Origin of the sequence: Hydrogenoanaerobacterium sp. (assembly GCF_032017025.1) — a bacterium.
Taxonomy (GTDB): domain Bacteria; phylum Bacillota; class Clostridia; order Oscillospirales; family Ruminococcaceae; genus Hydrogenoanaerobacterium.
This window is the reverse complement of record NZ_DALZQO010000018.1, coordinates 38,118-57,908: the sequence shown is the minus strand read 5'-3', so window position 1 is coordinate 57,908 and position 19,791 is coordinate 38,118. Positions and strand designations below refer to the sequence as shown.

The 19,791-nt window shown below is 45.4% G+C and carries 21 protein-coding genes and 1 tRNA gene; 7 read left to right on the top strand and 15 right to left on the bottom strand.

The features are described 5' to 3' along the window. Positions 1–199: 199 nt before the first annotated feature. Positions 200–523, top strand: a complete 324-nt coding sequence (locus RTV33_RS11240) for a DUF2500 family protein (RefSeq protein ID WP_312644311.1) — start codon at positions 200–202, stop codon at positions 521–523. A gap of 53 nt (positions 524–576) precedes the next feature. Here RTV33_RS11240 and RTV33_RS11235 read toward each other — a convergent pair whose 3' ends face one another. The 10 genes from RTV33_RS11235 to RTV33_RS11190 all read right to left on the bottom strand — a co-directional run bounded on the left by RTV33_RS11235 (position 577) and on the right by RTV33_RS11190 (position 11,207). Then, positions 577–777, bottom strand: a complete 201-nt coding sequence (locus RTV33_RS11235; protein WP_312644310.1) for a hypothetical protein — start codon at positions 775–777, stop codon at positions 577–579. Between the two features lie 20 nt (positions 778–797). Next, on the bottom strand, positions 798–1,811 hold the full coding sequence (locus RTV33_RS11230) for an ABC transporter permease subunit (RefSeq protein WP_312644309.1): 1,014 nt from the start codon (positions 1,809–1,811) through the stop codon (positions 798–800). 14 nt (positions 1,812–1,825) lie between these two features. Then, positions 1,826–3,334, bottom strand: a complete 1,509-nt coding sequence (locus tag RTV33_RS11225; protein WP_312644308.1) for a sugar ABC transporter ATP-binding protein — start codon at positions 3,332–3,334, stop codon at positions 1,826–1,828. Between the two features lie 92 nt (positions 3,335–3,426). After that, positions 3,427–4,458, bottom strand: a complete 1,032-nt coding sequence (locus RTV33_RS11220; protein ID WP_312644306.1) for a galactose ABC transporter substrate-binding protein — start codon at positions 4,456–4,458, stop codon at positions 3,427–3,429. Between the two features lie 288 nt (positions 4,459–4,746). Next, complete coding sequence (locus RTV33_RS11215; protein ID WP_312644304.1) at positions 4,747–5,736, bottom strand: substrate-binding domain-containing protein; 990 nt, start codon at positions 5,734–5,736, stop codon at positions 4,747–4,749. Next, the gene (locus tag RTV33_RS11210; RefSeq protein WP_312644302.1) at positions 5,705–7,489 is read right to left on the bottom strand and encodes a sensor histidine kinase; all 1,785 of its coding nucleotides are present in this window, start codon (positions 7,487–7,489) and stop codon (positions 5,705–5,707) included. The genes RTV33_RS11215 and RTV33_RS11210 overlap by 32 nt, the downstream gene beginning before the upstream one ends. Before the next feature lie 120 nt (positions 7,490–7,609). Then, a complete protein-coding gene (locus RTV33_RS11205; protein WP_312644300.1) occupies positions 7,610–9,244 on the bottom strand; it encodes a response regulator in 1,635 nt (544 codons plus the stop codon). 127 nt (positions 9,245–9,371) lie between these two features. After that, positions 9,372–9,725 (bottom strand): hypothetical protein, encoded by a 354-nt coding sequence (locus RTV33_RS11200; protein ID WP_312644298.1) that lies wholly within the window; start codon positions 9,723–9,725, stop codon positions 9,372–9,374. Between the two features lie 51 nt (positions 9,726–9,776). Next, complete coding sequence (locus tag RTV33_RS11195; RefSeq protein WP_312644297.1) at positions 9,777–10,253, bottom strand: DUF4358 domain-containing protein; 477 nt, start codon at positions 10,251–10,253, stop codon at positions 9,777–9,779. A gap of 45 nt (positions 10,254–10,298) precedes the next feature. After that, positions 10,299–11,207: a GDSL-type esterase/lipase family protein gene (locus RTV33_RS11190; protein ID WP_312644296.1), complete on the bottom strand. Its 909-nt coding sequence runs from the start codon at positions 11,205–11,207 to the stop codon at positions 10,299–10,301. A 457-nt stretch (positions 11,208–11,664) separates the two neighbouring features. Between RTV33_RS11190 and RTV33_RS11185 the strand changes: the two genes are divergently transcribed. Together RTV33_RS11185 and RTV33_RS11180 are read left to right on the top strand one after the other, a co-directional pair. After that, a tRNA-Thr gene (locus RTV33_RS11185) sits at positions 11,665–11,739 on the top strand. Between the two features lie 102 nt (positions 11,740–11,841). Beyond that, a complete protein-coding gene (locus RTV33_RS11180; protein ID WP_312644295.1) occupies positions 11,842–12,318 on the top strand; it encodes a GNAT family N-acetyltransferase in 477 nt (158 codons plus the stop codon). A 124-nt stretch (positions 12,319–12,442) separates the two neighbouring features. Here the strand turns inward: RTV33_RS11180 and groL are convergent, their stop codons facing one another. Both groL and groES read right to left on the bottom strand, forming a co-directional pair. Continuing rightward, a complete protein-coding gene (gene groL, locus RTV33_RS11175) occupies positions 12,443–14,071 on the bottom strand; it encodes a chaperonin GroEL (RefSeq protein ID WP_312644294.1) in 1,629 nt (542 codons plus the stop codon). A 50-nt stretch (positions 14,072–14,121) separates the two neighbouring features. Further along, entirely contained in the window at positions 14,122–14,406 is a 285-nt protein-coding gene (groES, locus tag RTV33_RS11170) for a co-chaperone GroES (protein WP_312644292.1), read from the bottom strand. Between the two features lie 362 nt (positions 14,407–14,768). Between groES and RTV33_RS11165 the strand changes: the two genes are divergently transcribed. Genes RTV33_RS11165 through RTV33_RS11155 form a run of 3 tightly spaced genes read left to right on the top strand, consistent with a single transcriptional unit; the run spans position 14,769 to position 17,270 of the window. Continuing rightward, entirely contained in the window at positions 14,769–15,395 is a 627-nt protein-coding gene (locus RTV33_RS11165; protein WP_312644291.1) for a trimeric intracellular cation channel family protein, read from the top strand. Beyond that, positions 15,392–16,075 carry a lysoplasmalogenase gene (locus RTV33_RS11160; RefSeq protein ID WP_312644289.1) on the top strand — a complete coding sequence of 228 codons (684 nt, stop codon included), beginning with the start codon at positions 15,392–15,394 and terminating at the stop codon, positions 16,073–16,075. Before RTV33_RS11165 ends, RTV33_RS11160 begins: the two co-directional genes overlap by 4 nt. A 31-nt stretch (positions 16,076–16,106) precedes the next feature. Continuing rightward, positions 16,107–17,270 (top strand): iron-containing alcohol dehydrogenase, encoded by a 1,164-nt coding sequence (locus RTV33_RS11155; protein ID WP_312644287.1) that lies wholly within the window; start codon positions 16,107–16,109, stop codon positions 17,268–17,270. Between the two features lie 37 nt (positions 17,271–17,307). On the opposite strand, the gene RTV33_RS11150 is transcribed toward RTV33_RS11155, so the two are convergent. Beyond that, entirely contained in the window at positions 17,308–17,961 is a 654-nt protein-coding gene (locus tag RTV33_RS11150) for a hemolysin III family protein (RefSeq protein ID WP_312644285.1), read from the bottom strand. Positions 17,962–18,131: 170 nt separating this feature from the next. On the opposite strand from RTV33_RS11150, the gene RTV33_RS11145 reads away from it, so the two are divergent. Continuing rightward, complete coding sequence (locus tag RTV33_RS11145; protein WP_312644283.1) at positions 18,132–18,674, top strand: DUF1836 domain-containing protein; 543 nt, start codon at positions 18,132–18,134, stop codon at positions 18,672–18,674. A 45-nt stretch (positions 18,675–18,719) separates the two neighbouring features. Here RTV33_RS11145 and RTV33_RS11140 read toward each other — a convergent pair whose 3' ends face one another. Both RTV33_RS11140 and RTV33_RS11135 read right to left on the bottom strand, forming a co-directional pair. Next, positions 18,720–18,944, bottom strand: coding sequence for a DUF896 domain-containing protein (locus RTV33_RS11140; RefSeq protein WP_312644281.1), 225 nt, complete (start codon positions 18,942–18,944; stop codon positions 18,720–18,722). Positions 18,945–19,054: 110 nt separating this feature from the next. Beyond that, complete coding sequence (locus RTV33_RS11135; RefSeq protein WP_396327379.1) at positions 19,055–19,438, bottom strand: desulfoferrodoxin family protein; 384 nt, start codon at positions 19,436–19,438, stop codon at positions 19,055–19,057. Between the last annotated feature and the right edge of the window lie 353 nt (positions 19,439–19,791).

Here is a 19,791-nt window from a genome sequence, read left to right as displayed (position 1 = left end):
TAAAATACAAAATTTAAAGCATTTAGCACTCTATGCATCCGAGTGCTAATATTATAATAATTTAAAAATACTGAAAAAACAAGTATAAATTGTAAATAATTTTTAAAAAACAAAGCATTTCTATAAAAACACTATACATGTTAAAATAAAACATGTTAGAATGGTAATATTATTGTGCTCGGAATGGAGATGTAATATCATGCAGCCTTTTATGTGGGTTTTGATACTTTGCGGTGTCGCAGCTGTGGTGGTACTGCTTTTACGCAAGCGGGACGGAAAAGAACAGGTTGTGCAGGCTAAGGTATCGGCCAAACAAGCAGTGCCCCATAAGCCGCGCGGAAACGATGATGATTCGTTGCCTACCGATTATGTGGTAACCTTTCAAGTGTTGAACAAAAGCCTTCCCTTGATTGTCAACCGCTCTTTTTTTGATTCCGCTCAAATCGGTGCGCAAGGCAAATTAACCTTTAAAAAAGATGTTTTTGTTGAGTTTGAAGATGATAATCCAAGAATTTATCGCTAAATCATGTAAAAAGCCGTACCCTTTCTAAAAAGGGTACGGCTTTTCTTCTACAGTCAGGCGGTTCTTCCGGCTACTATGCCCAGAACCACAGTCACAACCACTACTGCAATCAGCAGCTTAATGATAATGTCTAGAGTTTGTACCGAAACAGGAATTTTGTCATAAAACCGCTCTTTGGCGTTTTTGAACTCCGGCCCAGACGTTGCTCTACCGCCGTCCTCCTGTTCTTCGGGCTTTGGTGTGTTCTCTTGCATTACCGCTCCGCCCTCCTGTATTATTTCTTCGCCAGGTATTTTCTCAGGTCAAGCGCAACAGCGATGATAATAACGAGACCCTGTACAATGTAGGTGTAGGATGTCTCCACGCCCATGAACTGCAGGGAGATCTTGAGCAGCTCAAACACCAGTACACCAATAAGAATACCCGATACTCTACCTACACCACCGTTGGTGGAAACACCGCCGATGGTACAAGCTGCAATTGCCTCGAGCTCGTAGCCCGCACCCATGTTAACCGAGGTACCACCTGATTTTGCAGCCAGCAGGAAGCCTGCCAGACCATAAAGGATAGCAGCGAGCATATAGATGAGAATTTTGGTTTTGCTGGTGTTTACACCCGCAACCTCAGCAGCATTCTCGTTACCGCCGATGGCATACATATACTTACCGTGGCGGGTTTTGTTGTAGAGAAACCACATAAAGCAGCCACACACTGCCGCAATGATGAGCAGGTAGGGCAAAAATTTAAGATTCAACAACTTGCCGGATGCAATTGCGGTATAATTTGATTTCAGTCCACCGATGGGCTTTGCCCCGGTGTAGACTAAGCAAATACCGTAAACCAGTGTCTGCATACCAAGGGTTGCGATAAACGGAGGTACCTTCAAAAAGCTGATAACCGAACCGTTTATAATACCGATGAGAGCACAAATAGCAAGCACAATAACGAGCACCACAGGAATGGGCAGGTCAGGCAGATTGGGGAAAAACCTGTCGCTGTAATCGGGCTTTTGCAGCAAAGTAGCCGCAATGCAAGCACCCAAACCAACAACACGTCCTGCCGAAAGATCGGTGCCTTTGGTAATCAGACAGCCGGAAACACCAAGAGCGATGATAAAACGCACCGCGGTGTTCACCGAGAGGTTTGAAAAGTTTGCACCGGAAATAAAGTTTGGCCGGAGAATACCAACCACAACCGCAACGCCGATCATTAAAATAGTAATCGCATTGTTTTCTAAAAACGCTATGACTTTTTTTCTGTTGTATACTTTTTTCTCTGTAGCATCCATATTTATGATCCTCCTTATGAAAACTTAGTAGCTAAGGCCATGATATTTTCCTGATTCGCAACATTTCCATCCACAAAGCCACTGACCTTACCGTCACACATAACCATAATGCGGTCAGACATGCCAATCAGCTCACTCATCTCAGAAGATATCATAATGATGCTTTTGCCCTGCTTTGCAAGCTCGGCAATAATGCAGTATATTTCGTATTTCGCGCCTACATCAATGCCTCGGGTGGGTTCGTCCAAAATCAAAACGTCGGGGTCGTTTGCCAGCCAGCGGCTAATAATAACCTTTTGCTGGTTGCCGCCGGAAAGCGACTGAATGAGCGTTTTGCTGCTTGGGGTTTTAATCGATAGCTTTGCAACATTATCTTTTACAAGCTGCTCGATCTTTTTGTTATTTAATACAAAGCCCATGTCCAAGTATTGGTCCAGCGAAGCAACCGAAACGTTATCTGCGATAGACAGTACACCGAAAATACCGGTTGCACGGCGGTCCTCTGTCAAAAGCGCAATGCCTTTTCGAATTGCATCCTGCGGGCGATTGATTTTAATTTCTTGATTTTTATAATGAATACTGCCCTTAGAATGGCAGCGAATTCCGAACAATGCTTCCATCAGCTCTGTACGCTGCGCACCTACCAAGCCGCCCACACCCAAAATCTCGCCTTTGCGAAGTGTAAAATTCACATCTCGGAACGACTTGGGGTTAATGGAAGTAAAGTCTTTAATCTCAAACACCACTTCAGCGGGTTTGTTTTCACGCGGCGGGTAAAGGTTGGTGAGTTCACGTCCCACCATTTTTGTAATGATCATGTCTGTTGTAAGGCTTTTCGCATCCCATGTACCGATGTACTGTCCGTCACGCATAATGGTGACTTCATCGGAAATACGAAGAATCTCGTCCATCTTATGAGAAATATAAACGATTGATACACCCTTGGCCTTCAAGGTTGCAATAATGTCAAACAGCGCTTCCACTTCATTCGCTGTCAGGGAAGATGTCGGTTCATCCAAAATTAAAACCTTACAATCTGCCGAAACTGCCTTCGCAATTTCAACCGATTGCATTTGTGATACCGAAAGGCTGCCAAGCTTTGCTTTAGGGTCAAAGTTCATTTTGACCTCTTTGAGTAGCCTTTCTGTATCTTTGTACATTTTGTCGTGGTCAATTACAGGGATGCCAAGCACCCTCTTCATAGGGTAGCGCCCCACAAAAATATTCTCAGCCACACTTCTCTCAGGAATAGGCTGTAACTCCTGGTGCACCATGGCAATACCGCGGTTCAGCGCATTCATAGGGTCAGAAATGGTAATCTTTTCGCCCTCATAATACAGCTCCCCACTGTCCATTTTGTAAATACCGAACATGCATTTCATCAAGGTGGATTTACCCGCGCCGTTTTCCCCCATCAACGCATGAACTGTACCTGGCTTCAGTTTGAGATTTGCGCCGTCCAAAGCCTTAACACCAGGGAAGGTTTTGACGATATTGCGCATTTCCAAACGATACTCCGACATAAACCGGCCCCCTCATCTTTCAATCTTAAAAAATTGCGTGTGCGCTTATAACGCACACGCAATCCTCTAAATACCAATTTGTAAAGCGATGATTATTTCACAACTTTTACGTAGTCTACTGTGTAGTTTTTATCCAATTTCTCACCGGCAATTGCTTTAACAGCAACGTCAGCTGCAGTGTGAGACTGGCCAATGTGGTCGTTCAGAACAGTACCGGTCATGGTGCCGTCTTTAACCATCTGCTGGCACTCTTCAAGAGCGTCAACGCCTACCAGGTAGATATCTTTGCCAACGGTGCGGCCGTTTGCTTTGATAGCCTCAGCAGCGCCGAGAGCCATGCCGTCGTTGTTACAGAAGATAACATCAACTTTTGCGCCATGCTGTGTCAGAGCTGTGTTAGCAAGCTCCTGACCTTTTGCCTGATCCCAGTCGCCGCGCTGCTCAAACAGTTTCTCAACTTTAATGCCAGCATCGGTAAGCGCTTTGATGGAGAACTCAGTTCTGTACTGAGCGTCAACGTTCTCAGGGTCGCCCATGATCATAACATAGGAAACAACGCCGTCGCCGTTCATATCGCCTTTGTTCTCGGTAGCAGCAATGATCTCGCCCTGGAAGGTACCGGACTGACGAGCATCTGCGCCAACGTAAGCGATTTTATCCCAGAGACCGAGGTCGTCAGCGGTAGGCTCACGGTTGATGAACACTACAGGGATATCAGCTGTTTTGCACTTCTCGATAACAGTTGCAGCGGAAGAGGACTGAACCAGGTTGCAGATGATGACATCTACTTTGTTTGCGATAAAGGTATCGATCTGGTTGGTTTGCTCTGCCTGATCGCCTTTGCCGTCAACAACGGTTACATTGTATTTTACGCCGTCTTTGCTCAGGTCTTCTTTCAAGTATCTTTCCAACTCTGTGCGGTACAGGGTCATAAAGTTATCATCGAATTTGTAGATTGCCACACCAACGTTGACCTCTTTTGCAGCGGGAGCTTCGGAGCCCGCAGAGGAAGCAGCTGAGCTCTCAGCTGGAGCAGAAGAAGATGCAGTGCCTCCGCAAGCAGCAAGAGACAACATCATTGTCAGTGCGAGAACCAATGCCAATACTTTAGTAAATTTTTTCATTGGAAATACTCTCCTTTACGATTTCATTCTATCGATCCTAAATCCTCCATAGGTTAAAATACTGAAACGGGATTTTGACTCTTCCCGAGGCAGTTCTATTTTCAACCTACGTGTCCATTATAGCAGGCAAAAAGCTCGAAAAGAAGTAAATTTCATTCTCATTGTGTTAGAAATCATACGATTCTATTTACAAAATAATCTTTTACGCCCTTATTTTGTTACCATTTTTTAACTATTGTATTAATTCCTGTCTAAAAAGGACGAACGGCAAATACAAAATAGTCTCTGTTATTTTGTATTACTAAACGGAAACAGCAGCTTTTGATTTTCGGTATTGTACATATTTTCGGCGGTTATTACTTTCGTGGCGGTATCGATGAATGCCTCGTGCTGTTTGCTTTTTTTGTAGCCGATCGCTTTCTGTACACCAATATAACCCATAGCAAACGGATTTTGCACAATCAGACCGTCAAAGGTGCCACGCTCCAGCTGCTCAATGGACTTTAGGTTGTTGTCAAATCCAATCACCGCAAGCTTCGCAGCATCCACTTTCAGTTCTTCCAATGCCTCACCTACACCCAAGGTCGTCCACTCGTTGAAGGTGGCAATTGCATTAATCTCAGGGTGTTCGGCAAGCATTTCAATCGTCGCCTGTTTCGGGCTCTCAATATTGGAAAGGGTGTAGCGAATCTGAACAACCTCCATGTCGGGGTACTTAAGAATTGCATCAAGGCAACCGCGCTCGCGCTGCATGCCGTTGGCACTGCCCTCTTCAAAGTTGATAATGCCTACCTTGCCCTGATAGCCGGTCAGCTCCGCAAGCTTTTCGCCCGCCTGTACACCCGCCAGAGTATTATCTGTGCCAATCATCATAATATTCTTATCCGAGTTGATGGGGCTGTCGATACTGATGATGGGAATACCCGTGTCTATCACGCGTTCCGCCGCCTTTACCGATTTATCAAAATCACAGGCCGAAAATACCACTGCATCCATTTCGTTGTCAATGGCCCATTGCAGCATCGCGTTTTGTGAGTTGTAGTCCTCCTCGGTTTCTGGGGCCTTTATGGTCACATTTACGTTATATTCATTCGCAGCGGCCTGTGCACCCCGAAATGCCGTCTTCCAAAAGTTGGATTGACTGGATTTTGCAATAAACATAATGTTCATTTTGGAATGATCGCTTTGCGTAAATGTGGATAGAGTGAACATGAGGAAGGCAATTATAACCACTGCCGACACTGTTTTAATGAATAGCCTCATTGGTTTGCTGTTCATTTTCGTCCCCCCTTATTTTTGGAATGCGGATATTAACCGTGGTGCCCTCGTCCAGCTCACTTTCAAACGACAGACCGTATTCCCTGCCAAAGTAGATTTGGATACGATGGTGCACATTTTTAACACCGATGCCATAACTGTTGGATGATTCAGATTCGAGTATGTTTTGCAGCACCGACTCCGGCATGCCCAAACCGTTGTCGATAACCTGCATGAGAATGGTTTCACCGCAATCTTTGATGCGGATGGTGATCTTGCCCTTGTCCACCATCCGATCAATACCGTGGTAGATGGAGTTTTCAATCATCGGCTGCAAAATGATTTTAAGCGATTTGCAGCTTTTAATATTCTCGTCGGCCTCAATCGAGTATTCGAACTGGTCCTTGTAGCGAATCTTCTGGATAATCAGATAGCTTTCGGCATGCTGCAGCTCATCTTTGATGGTAATAATCTCATTGCCCTTGCTGATGCTAATGCGAAACAGATTGGCAAGCGCCTGTACCATAATCACCGCGCCCTTGCCATCATTCCGTTCGCACATCCATAAAATAGAGCCGAGGGTGTTGTATAAAAAATGCGGGTTAATCTGCGCCTGCAATGCCTTAAGCTCGCTTTTGCGCAGCTCCTGCTCCTCCGACTTAATGCGCTCCATCAGCTCGTTGATACGGTCGATCATATGGTTAAAGCTGTGCCGCAGGCGGCTGACCTCATAGAAGCTGTCCTCGTAGGAATGTATGGTGAGGTCGCCCTTCTCCACCTTATCCATCGTCTCGGTAAGGCGCACAAGCGGCTTGGAAATGCGCCTCGACATCACAACTGCAATCATAATAACGAGTATGATCGCAATGACAAACAGCCTGCCGAGAAACCCGATTACCTCGATGCGCGTTGCTTCCGCATCCTCTAAAAAGCTGATACCCACCAGCTTCCAGTCGGTATGCTCAAGCGAGCGGATAACCACAACGCTGTTGTTTTCCGCCTGCACATATTCACCGTCCGCCTTGCCGCTGATGAAGCTGATATCTTCATTCTTGATATTGGAATAGATCATCTGCTGCTGCGGGTGATAGATGATATTATCGTTCTCGTCCAGAATAAACACATAGCCGCGCGAACCAATGGTGATGCTACTGCAGTTTTCTTCAATGGAGTTGAAGTTCATATCAATGGTAAATACCGCATTGCCGGTAATGTTGCTGTTGTAAAGGTCTACCTTACGGCTAAGGGTTACTACCCAGTTGTACTTGCCTTTATAGATGTTTTGCACATGGGGCGGTGAAAAGGTATACGGTGTGTAAGACTGCATTGCCGCGCGATACCAATCTTGCTCGGTGATGTTAATGTTGTTCTTTACCTCAAGCCCGTGCGGGGCTGCAGCAACCACATTGCCGTTTTCGTCAAATACGGTCATCGAGACTATATCGTCGCGAAGCTTATATGCGGTATTCAAGGTATCTACCACAGTTTGCTTGTCCGAAATAAAATAGGTGTTCATATCCGTAATGATACGGTCCGAAACATCCATGGTGTTGTTGATGTACGAGTTAAGTGTCATCATCACCTGATCTACCACCTGTACCGAGTTGGTGATGACGTTTGCTGTAAGGGTATTATTGAACTTGATAAACATCACGATAGCAACGGTAATCATCGCAGCAAGTGCAAAAAGGCTAATCCAAAAGCTCAGTACAAACTGAACACTGGAAAGGCTGTTGGAAAACAGTTTCTTAATCTTTTTTGCCGACAGTTTCACAGCGCCACCCTTTCTTATCCTACTAATTTGCAATAACAAAGTCGTTTATCGCTTTTTACTCCGCAACCGTTTTGCCGCGCCCGAAAAAACCTACCTTGTCGTTCGCACTCTATCTGCGGTTTACGGTGCATTTGAACCGCCCGATGAGGCTTCCGCAATACCACGGCGCATTTCATTGGGGGAAATTTGAAAATACCGCTTAAAGCAGTAACTGAAGTAGTGCTGGTCGGTGTATCCGGTTTCCTGAGCAATCTCAAATATCTTTTTGTTGGTGGAAAGCAGCAGTTCCTTTGCATTCTCCATACGAATTTTAATTAGCACATTCGTGAAAGAGTCACCGGTTGATTTTTTGAAAATAGAACTAAAATAACTTGGGCTGATGTGCAGCTGCTCACTGACCGATTTAAGCGACAGGTCGGATGCCTGATAGTTTTTTTTGATGTATTCGTAACCCTTGCCCGCCAAAATATCGGCGCTGTCCTGCCGCTGCAGGTTGATGTATTCCATCACACGGTGGCACAGACGCTCAAACCACAATTTCACATCATCAATGCTTTCGTGGGTAAAAATATCGGTGATAAAGTTCAAGTTATTCCCCACGTTGAGGTCAAAATCCGGAATCAAGCTTTTGGCGGTTTTCACCACCACCGAGAACATCTCGATGATATAGATCTGATAATCGGAAATGGTAGCCTTATGACGGCGCATGTTTTCAAACATCCTGTTGATAAACTTCGATACCTGCTCCTTTGTTCCTGTTTTAAGGATGGACTTCAAGGTGGTCTCGTTGCTTTCATCAAACAAGAAGCGCACCTTGCTGTCCGGCTCAATGTCGCCGATATGAATAATTCTGTTTCTGCCGAGTATCAGCCGGTAATCCAGCGCGGAGAGCGCACTTTCATAAGCCAGCCGAATTTTGCTTACCTCGTCAAATTTTTCGCTGACGCCAATGGTAGAAGAAATACCGTAAAAATGTTCCATATTCTGCTGAATTTCCAACATCAGCATATCACTGTTTGCGTCAATTGTTTTGCGGTTGTCTGAAAGTATCGTAACAATATGGTCCAAATGCCAAAAGGTTTCATTGTGTGCATAGCGGTCTGCTATCTGCGTAATGAGCTTCGATATCGATGACATCAGCAAATCGGTGTCATCAACGCCCAATGTATTGGTTTCGAGCGAATGCCTGCTGGGCTTGGTAACAAAAACAAGATTGCATTCGCCGTCAAGTTGCAGCCCCAGCTTTGGGAAAGTGACTACAATGTATTCTTTGGTGAGTCCGCCCGCCACCAGCGCATGCAAAAAGCCCATGCGCATAATTCGCCGATCGGTTTCGTAGTTTTTTTTCATTCGCTCAATATCACGCAGGGCATCGCGCTCTTCGTCGAGTTTTTTGCGGATAGAGGTAAGCGTTTTGCTGAGGTTGTCTGCCGAAATAGGCTTGAGCAGATATTCCATAACATTAAACTGAATTGCGGTTTTCGCATATTCAAAATCGTTAAAGCCGGTGAGAAAAACAATTTTGGTAATTGGGTTTTCTTCTCGCAGCACTTTCACAAATTCAATGCCATCCATGAACGGCATTTTAATATCGGTAATAATCACATCGGGATTCAGGCGCTGAGCAACATCCAGTGCTTCGCGGCCATTTTCAGCCTCGCCGACCACCTCAAACCCAAGCTCGTTCCAGCAGATGGTTTCAAGGATCGCCTTGCGCACATCATATTCATCATCGACAAGCATCAAAGAATACATAAAATCCTCCAATCACTGTTCCACTATGGAATCAGATAAATCTTACTGTAACAACGCAGGGTTGTCAACCGGCAGAATAAAAAAACAGAGCGGACATAGCAGTCCGCCCCGGTTGTTTCGAGGTGTATTATAAGGGCAGAATATGGTTTACCAGTACAATGGTGAGCAGTGCACTGAAGGTGCCGCATAAAATCATATACATGCGTCTGCCTCGCTGCGACCCCATGTTGCCCGCAAGCAGCCCGTACAGTACACAGGCAATCACGAGCCCCGCTACATCAAACGAGACATGGAACAGGGAGCTTGACAAGGTGGGGAACCAACTATCCAGCAGGCGCGAAAGCGGACTGCCAAGCAGATGAAATATAGGAACCGTTATCAGCGGGAGCACGGCCACCGCCTGCCCGGTTTTGCCTGTCCTAAAAATGATGTATCCCATCAGCAAAATTAAAACAACAATTACCCAGCATTCCACTACCATACTCTTCGCCACCTCCCTTTATAGTCTCTCATTCTTTGTTCTATTATAACATCAGCGAAGTTGTTCGTCTACAATCTTCTGTGCCGCTGCCGCGTCATCTGCAACAACCAGTACCACTACATTGCCGCTTGTTTCCGTCACAGCATCGGTAATTTTTTTCACCTCAGCGGGGACATAATCCTCAAACTGCAGCTTTAAATCTTCAAGGCGGGTTTGAATGGCTGTTTCAATTTCTTTTACGCTGGCTGCGTCTTTCGCCTGAAACACTGCAATTTCCTCAGCGGTTGCACCGGAAGCACCTTTGTACATTTTAAAGCCATTCAGCGTGCTTGCATCAATGGTGGGGTAAAAATCACCCAGACGCGATTCGGCAATCTCATTCATCTCGTCCTGGAACGTCAGCCCGCTTTGCAGTGCCTGTGCCACGGCCGATACATCAACCTCTGCCGCTGCTTGCTTGCCGCAGCCCGAAAGCACTGCCCCTATCGCTAAAATTACTGCTAAAACGGTTGTAAATGTTTTTTTCATCGTTATGTTCTCCTTATGTCTGCGGCGGCAAAACGCCGTTGTAATTTAGCCCTGTACCGTATGTGTTTTGAGATAATCGAACCAAACCTGATAATATTTTGAGGTAAAATGCATGCCGTCGTTTGGGCTTGCCTCGTTTGGCAGCGCACCGTTTGCATCTTTAAATGCCTCGGCAACATTCAAATAGTGCAGCCCCAGCTTTTCGGTAAGTGCCAGAATATCGGCATTGTATTTGTCGATCTTGCTGTTAGCATAGGCGGCATCTGAGTCGGACTTCGCCTTGGTAACCGGCAAAATCGACTGGATATAAATAGTTGCATTGGGATGCTGCGCCATCACGTCGCGTAGGAACTCCTCGTAGTACTCAATGAACAATTCCTGCTCGATCCATGCAAGGCCGTTGGAGCCAAGCATAATATAGATTTTCTCTTTATCGGGGTAAGCTTTCATTGCATCCAGAATGGTAACCAGTTCGCCTGAACTGTCGCGATATACCTTTTTGTAGCGTATGGTATCGGGATTGATACCGGTATGAGAAATTACCGTGGTGTTCTGCATAATCTGGTAAGACAAAATACCGTTGGTAATGGAGTCACCCACAAACATCGCGTCATCAAAATAAGAGCTGTTCACACGCTCGCTCTCGGGTACCATAACCGATGAATCGAGCTCAGGTACCGACTCGGGCTCACTGCTTGTTTCTTCCGGCTTAGACGAAGCTATCTCCTCCGTACTGCTTGGCTGCGAAGAAGATGATACTGCAGATGATGAGCTTGATGATGGCTGATTGGATTGTTTTGCCTCAAGCTTTGCCTGATCTCCGCTAAGTGTTTGCCATGCATACGCTCCTGTAAACGCGATTAACGCCGATATTACAACAATCACCAGTGCCGCTGTAACAGCAGATGGTTTTTTCCGATCTCGATTTACAAATACTTCGCGTTTTTTTGCCATAGTTCTTCCCCTTTGTAGTTCGTGCTAAACCAGTCTGCATTTCGGACTGAATCGATTATTTATTATACTACAACTTCATAAGCTTTACCATTGATTTTTTGTAAATTCGTTCGGTTAAAAGATTTTTTTGCATTGTTGCTTAAAATTGCACTTTCCACCAGTTTTCCACAAAAACAAAATTATACGCATAGTAATCCACTTTTTCCACTGCTTTTTTAACCGGGAGCTGTTGATTCCTGTGGAAACGCCCAAGCTATAACGTTTTTTCGGTGGAAAGAACGGTGGAAAGGGTTGAAAGTGTAAAGTCTCAGAAATACAAAATTTACATTCTGTATTTAATTTTTACAACTTTGTTTTGGCTAACTACTAAAATAATCTTGACTGAATATAAACAGACAGGTATAATATATGGTACGTGTTAATATGGTAGCGCCGCAAAAGCGGAGCAACTTAATACGCTGGTGTGGCTCAATGGCAGAGCAGCTCATTCGTAATGAGCAGGTTGTCGGTTCGATTCCGACCACCAGCTCCAAAATTATCAGGTTAAAAAAGATGCAGTTTATGTCTTTTTAACCTGATTTTTTTATATCATACTGAATAAAGGCTATTTCTATTTGTTGGGAGATTACTGCATATGAATCAAACAATAATACTGCGGGAGTTCTGTGATGAAGATGTACCGTTGTTTAAAAAATGGCTCTATTTGACTCATGTTGCCGAATGGTATCATGACCCACTGGATTGGATTGACGAAATTGAAAAAAGAAATAGTGATTATACGTGGCTGCACCATTTCATTGTTGATGTTGATGGAAAACCTATCGGTTTTTGCCAGTATTACGAGTACTGCAACAGCGGTGAGGATTGGCATGGAACTATTGAAATTGAAGGCGCCTATAGCATTGATTATATGATTGGTGATACTTCTTATCTGAAAAAGGGTCATGGAAAAGCCATTATCAAGCAACTAATTGAAATGATTCGCTCCTATGAAAACGCCAAACGTATCCTTGTACAGCCAGAGCCTGAAAACAAGCCATCCTGCAATACGCTATTGTCCTGTGGTTTTTGTTTTGATGAAACAAACGGAATTTATATCATGGACTTGTGAATCGGATGAGCATACACCCGCCTGCATCTATTTTGACCTAATGACACAAGCGAAAAGACCATCCGCCTCGGGGCAGATGGTCTTTTGTTGTGTGTTGTGTCTGTTTTGCACTCGGTGCTTTATTTTAGTACATACCGCCCATGCCGCCTGCCGGCATTGCAGGTGCGGGGTTTTCCTCTTTGATATCAGTAACCAGGCTCTCGGTGGTGAGAACCATTGAAGCAACGGAAGCTGCATTCTCCAGAGCAGAACGTGTTACCTTGGTCGGGTCGACAATACCAGCGGGAATCATGTCACAGTACATCTCGTTGTAAGCATCGTAGCCGTAGCCAACTTTGCGGGAGCGTTTGATTTTGTCAATGATGACAGAACCGTCAACACCTGCGTTGACTGCAATCTGGCGGATAGGCTCCTCCAGCGCTTTTGCTACAATTTTAACACCTGTTTTCTCGTCACCGTCGCAGTTGTTGAGAACCTTTTCAACAGCCGGGATTGCATTGATGAGTGCTACGCCGCCGCCTGCAACAATGCCCTCTTCAACCGCAGCCTTGGTTGCGGCTAGAGCATCCTCAATGCGGAGTTTCTTCTCTTTCATTTCAATCTCAGTAGCAGCACCTACTTTGATGACAGCTACGCCGCCAGCCATTTTTGCAAGACGCTCCTGCAGTTTTTCTTTGTCAAACTCAGAGGTTGTGGTCTCGATCTGAGCACGGATTTGAGCAACGCGTGCTTTGATTTCGCCCTGATCGCCGGCACCGCCAACGATGATGGTGTTCTCTTTCTGAACCTTAACCTGACGGGCACGGCCAAGCTGATCCATGGTGGTTTCTTTCAGCTCCAGGCCCAGCTCCTCACTGATAACCTGGCCGCCTGTCAGCGTAGCGATATCAAGAAGCATCTCTTTGCGTCTGTCGCCAAAGCCGGGTGCTTTTACTGCAACACAGGTGAAGGTGCCGCGCAGTCTGTTGACGAGCAGAGTGGTGAGAGCCTCTCCCTCAATGTCCTCAGCGATGATAACCAGTTTTTTGCCGGACTGTACAATCTGCTCAAGCAGGGGAAGAATCTCCTGAATTGCAGAGATTTTCTTATCTGTAATGAGAATGAGAGCGTCGTCGATGACCGCTTCCATCTTATCGGTATCGGTAACCATGTAGGGCGAAACATAGCCGCGGTCAAACTGCATACCCTCTACAACTTCGCTGTAGGTTTCGGCAGTTTTGGATTCCTCAATGGTGATGACGCCGTCGGCAGAAACCTTGTCCATAGCCTCGCTAATCAGGGTGCCAATGGTCTCATCGCCGCAGGACACGGTAGCAACTCTCGCAATGTCTTCCGAACCGGAAACCATTTTGGAGTTTGCAATTACAGATTCAACAGCAGCGGTAACTGCTTTTGCCATGCCTTTTTTAATAACCATAGGGTTTGCACCGGCAGCAACGTTTTTCATGCCCTCGCGAACCAAAGCCTGTGCGAGCAGGGTTGCGGTTGTGGTACCATCACCGGCAGCATCGTTGGTTTTGGTAGCAACCTCTTTCACAAGCTGTGCACCCATGTTCTCAAATGCATCCTCAAGTTCAATCTCCTTGGCGATGGTTACACCGTCGTTGGTGATGAGAGGAGCGCCGAATTTTTTATCAAGAACCACGTTGCGTCCTTTGGGGCCAATTGTAATTTTCACAGTGTCAGAGAGCTTATCAATACCGGCCTGAAGCGCTTTTCTAGCCTCTTCACCGTAAATAATCTGTTTTGCCATTGTAAATTCCTCCTAATAATGTAAGTATGTTGTTGGTTTGGGGGTTCTGCCTACTCTACAATTGCAAGAATATCGTCCTGACGAAGAATGGTGTACTCAACACCGTCAACTTTAACCTCGGTGCCGGAGTATTTGCTCATCAAAACCTTGTCGCCCGCCTTCAGGTACATTTTTACTTCTTTGCCGTCTACGACGCCACCCGGGCCAACTGCTATAACCTCAGCCACCTGTGGTTTTTCTTTTGCTGCGCCGGCAAGAATAATACCGCTCTTGGTGGTTTCTTCTGCCTCAACCATTTTGATTACAACTCTGTCTGCAAGAGGTTTAATTGTCATTGTTTACTCCTCCAATTATATAAATTATTTTTAAGACAAACTATTTAGCACTCTTTATATCTGAGTGCTAAATACTATTCTAATCATTTTTATGGAAAATGCAATAGGTAAATCGAATTTTTCAAAAAAAACTTAGATTGTTTACATTTCTGTAAACAATTCAGGGGTTTCTGCAAAAAAACAACCGCTGTCTGTAAAAAAACGAACCTTGTCTGCAATTTTTACACGAGGTACGGAAATCGGGTTTCATTCCGATTGCACTTCCTTTTTGGAAAGTTTACGGCGGTGTATCGAATTATATTGCATTTTTGCAGGTTATGTGATGAAATAGAAGTAGGTTTTTTTGAAGGATGGAAAAGTGAATGGATGTTTTAACAGTACTGGAAAGCATTGGCATATTTGCCTTTGCAATGTCGGGCGGATATGTGGCAATACAAAAGAACATGGATTTGTTTGGTATTTACCTGCTTGCCATTATTACCGCAATGGGCGGCGGTATCACCCGCGACGTGGTAATGAGCCGTGGAGTACCGGTGTTTTTTTCAAGCTATCGGTCGTTCTTTATCATACTAATCGCTGCGACATTGGTTATCTTTCTAAAAAACTATTATAAGTGGTCGTTTGTCATTACTATTATGGACGCAATTGGTCTAGCGGTATTCACGGTAGATACCTGCGTGAAGGCAATTGCCTCGCATTATAATCTGCTTGCTTTTGTGTTTGTGGCGGTGATTACTGCAGTTGGCGGCGGCGTGATACGCGATGTACTATGCAGCCGCGTACCGGTGATTTTGCGCAAAGAGATTTACGCGACGGCATCGCTGGCAGGGGCGCTGCTGTTCTGGGTTTTGTACCGTTTTGTCGGTGTGCTTATCGCATGCTACATTTGCATTGCGTTTATTATTGCATTCCGGCTTGCAAGCGTATATTTTCGCTTTAATCTTCCTAAAATCAAGCAAAAAGCTTCTGAAAGGAACTCGGTATCATGATCACCTACCTACTTCTACCGGTGATGCTGGTCAGCCTGAGTTTTTACATCTATTCGGTTTACCGCTGCCGCTTGCGCACCCGTGTGATCTCCAAAGCAATTACCAGCACTGTGTTTATTGCTGTCGCGGTGCTTGCTTGCTGGGCCGGCAACAGCAACCGCAGCTATTTTGCGTTTATTCTTACGGCGCTGATCCTGTGCACATTTGGCGATGTGTTTCTTGAAATATCCAAACACGATGCTCTCGGTATCAACTACTTTGTTTATGCGTTGAGTGCATTTTTTGCAGCGCACGTCGCTTTTTTGTTCTTGTTCTGCCGCTTTACGGGGGTATACCCGCTTGATTTTTTTGCAACCGCAGCAATCTTGATTGTACTGGTGGTTGCAGCCAAGCTGATGCGCCTTGATTTTTTCAATATGGAAAGCTACGTGTTTGCTTATGCAATTGTGGTGACATTCATGTTCGTCAAATCACTGTCGCTGATCTACGGCGGGCACTCCTATTCGGTACGCAATGTACTGGTGGCATCGGGCGCAGGGCTTTTTCTGCTTTCCAACGCGGTTTATTCACTGGTTCTGTTTCGCAAAAAATCACATCCCGCGCTGCGCGCAGTGAGTGCGGCGGTTTATTACACCGGCCAGACACTGATTGCGCTGAGCGTGCTGTTTGCGGGCGGATAATATTATTTTATATATAAAGGAGTATTTTGCAATGATCAACTTTACTTTTTACAACCCTGCACGTATCATCTTCGGTAAAGGAACCGAGGAACAGGTTGGCAGTGAAATGAAAAAACTCGGCAGCCGCGTGCTGTTTGTTTATGGCGGCGGCTCCATCAAACGCATTGGCCTGTACGACAAAACAGTCAAAGCTTTAAAAGATAACGGTATTTTCTTTGCGGAGCTTGGCGGCGTACAGCCCAACCCGCGCCTGGGCCTTGTAAAAGAGGGGATCCGCCTGTGCAAAGAACATAATCTGGATTCCATTCTGGTTGTCGGCGGCGGCAGCGCTATCGACACCGGCAAGGCGGTAGCAGCAGGTGCCTTGTATGACGGCGACGTGTGGGATTTCTTTGAGGATAAAGCAAACGTACAGCAGGCGCTGCCGATCGGCGTTGTGCTTACCATTCCCGCAGCAGGCAGCGAATCGAGCAGCGGTGCTGTTATCACCAAAGAAGAGGGTCTGCTCAAGCGCTCCTTCGGAGGCGAGTGCCTCATCCCCAAATTTGCAATTATGAACCCCGAATTCACCTATTCCCTGCCCGCCTACCAAACCGCCTGCGGTGCATCGGACATTCTCGCCCACTTGATGGAGCGCTACTTTACAAAGGTGGATCATGTAGACTTCACCGACCGCTTGATTGAGGCAACGATGAAAACCATCATCAACAACACCCCGCTGGTGCTGGCAAACCCCACCGATTACAATGCACGCGCCGAAGTGATGTGGGCAGGTACCATCGCACACAACAACCTGCTGAACACAGGGCGCATTGGCGACTGGGCTTCGCACAACATTGAACATGAGCTGAGTGCAATTTACGACATTGCGCACGGCGCAGGGCTTGCCATTGTTTTCCCCGCATGGCAGAAGTATGTGTGCCACGACGATATGGATCGGTTCGTGCAGTTTGCGGTTCGCGTATTTGATGTTGACTTTGCCTTTGGCGACAAAGAGCTGATTGTTGCAGAGGGCATCCGCCGCTTGGAGCGTTGGTACAAAGAAATTGGCATGCCAACCCGCTTAAACGATGCTTCGATTGATGACAAAAACCTACGCGTAATGGCTGAGAAATGCTGTGCAAACGGGCTTCAGGGCAACTTTAAAAAGTTGACCGCCGATGATGTTTATGAAATTTATAAGCTTGCCTTGTAGCAGGCACAAAAAAGAGGACGCAATTGCGTCCTCTTTTTTATGCGATATAGAAATACACGAGCAGAAAATGAAAGATGCTGCCAACCAGCACGAAAATATGAAAGAGCTCATGAAAGCCAAAACGCTGTGAGATGTTCGGCTTTTTGATCATATAGATAATGCCGCCAATCGTATAGCTTACACCACCGAGAATGAGCAGCAGCAACGCGCCCGGGCTCATACGTGTAAACACCGAGACATCAATGAGTATTGCCCAGCCCATTACGAGGTACATTGCTGTTTGCAGCCAACGCGGTGCGCCGAACCAACACAGCTTAAGGATAATGCCAACCGCCGCAAACGCCCAGATAAACACCGTAAACGCCACATTGCGTGGGCTTGGTAAAAAGTTCAACATAATTGGCGTATAGGTACCTGCAATCAGCACAAAGATCATAGAATGATCTAGTTTTCGCAGTACCAGCACTGTTTTACCGCTGGCGTTGGAAAAGTGATAGACGGTGCTTGCGGTATACAGTGCGATCAGAGATAAGCCAAACAACGCTGAGGATAGAATTTTCATCAGCGAAATTTCCGAAAGCAGGGTGGTTTTCACTAACAGCAATGCTAGCCCCAGCCCTGAAATAATTGCCCCCAGTAAATGCGTAAAGCTACTGATCGGGTCTCGCGCTCTTTTTAAGTAGTTTGTCATATTACAGTCACAACCTTACAATTTTACTATATAGTTATTATAACTACCTAATATCTATAATAATACCACTCAATGCAGAAATATCAAGCTCATGTTGAAAAGTTTACAATTATGCTGTAAACTAAAAGTTAATAAAAGCTGTTTTGCACCCAGCTGGAGGAGGAATTAAAGTGGAGCTACAAAACATCAATCTCGACAGTCTTATCGATAAGGTTCTGCAAGACAGCGACATCCGCGCTGACGAGATACCCGATATCGACCTGTATATGGACCAGATCATCACCTTGTTTGAGAATAAAGTATCGGGCAATAAACGCCGCCCTGAGGACAAGCTGCTCACAAAAACTATGATCAACAACTACAGCAAAGAGGGGCTGCTGCATGAGATTAAGGGTAAAAAATACTCGAAAGAGCACATTATTCAAATGCTGCTGATCTACAATTTGAAGCAGACACTGTTGATACAGGACATTAAATCGGTGTTAGGCGCGGCAAGCAGCAACGGGCAGATTCCCGAGCTGTACAGCCGTTATCTTTCTATTAAAGAAAACCTACGCAAAGAAACACCTGCACTGCTGCAAAAGCTTATGGTGGAAAGCGAATTTGACGGGCTGGATGAAACACAGAAAAAGCTTCTGCTGGTGCTGGCAATGTCATCTGTCGGCAATTACATGAAGCGTCTCTCTGAAGGGATTATTGACAATTGCTTTTAATGTATGCATGCAAAAAGCCCCGCGATGTTGATCGCGGGGCTTTTCTCAGCTGTGTGGGGTATTTGATTTTTTAGGTGATATTTTTGTTTTATTGCCATGCTCGTCTACTACTACAATGCTATCAAGCTGTACTTTCAAGCTTTCGCGATAGGCTTCAATATACTTTTGCCGCAGCACCTGCTGTTCGTTCTTTTCCTGCTCAGTCAGGTCTGTTTCGCGCGCCTTGCGTGCCAGCTCATTAATACGGTCAATCATTTTTTGATCAATCATGTGCTTTCTCCTAAACGATATTGATTGCCTTTAGTATACCACGCAGTATGCTTTTGAGCAATAAAAAGCAGCCGCCGAAAAAACCGGCAGCTGCCCTTTGTAAGTCAAAATCAGATCTCTGCTTTCCACAAGCCATGAAGGTTGCAGTATTCAAATGCTGCTACGGGCTTGTCTCCTTCAACCAGGGCAAAGGTTGCCTCCGGTGCGCCGCCTACCTTGAGCTCTTTACGCTGTCCTCCCTGCTCGGTCTGCAGGTAAATCCAAGCGATGTGGTGCTCCTCCAGCATGGGGTGAGCCACACTGCCAACCTTAACTGTTACTAGATTGCCACTTACCTCTACAACAGGAACATGTTTTTCCTGAGCCGCATCAACAGTGTTCGGCTTTAGTTCGTCCATCTGCTCGCCGCAGCAAACCATTCTAACACCCGAATTGTTGATCATACCAACCAAATTTCCACAATGTTTACAGATAAAAAATTTGTGTTCACCCATGATAAGTTCCTCCTTAAAATTTCATATTATTGCTCTATGTTTGCAAACAATACTAAATTGATGCTCATTTATAGTATAACAAATATATCACAGAAATGAAAGATAAAAAATATAAATTTTATGCATCTTCTTAATTTATTGTACATTTTACTGCTTTGTGCCGGCGCAGGTATCCTGTGCCATGGCATTCTGCACCTCTTTTTTTGTATATTGAATCAAGCGCTACACGTATCACAAGGCTTCGGTTGGCCCACAATAGGCACGCTGCATAAGTTGTTGCTTATTGCTTGCAATTTCTGTAAATATCAGTTTCGCATTAGCAAATGATTGTGCAAGCTACCCTTGATTTTTCT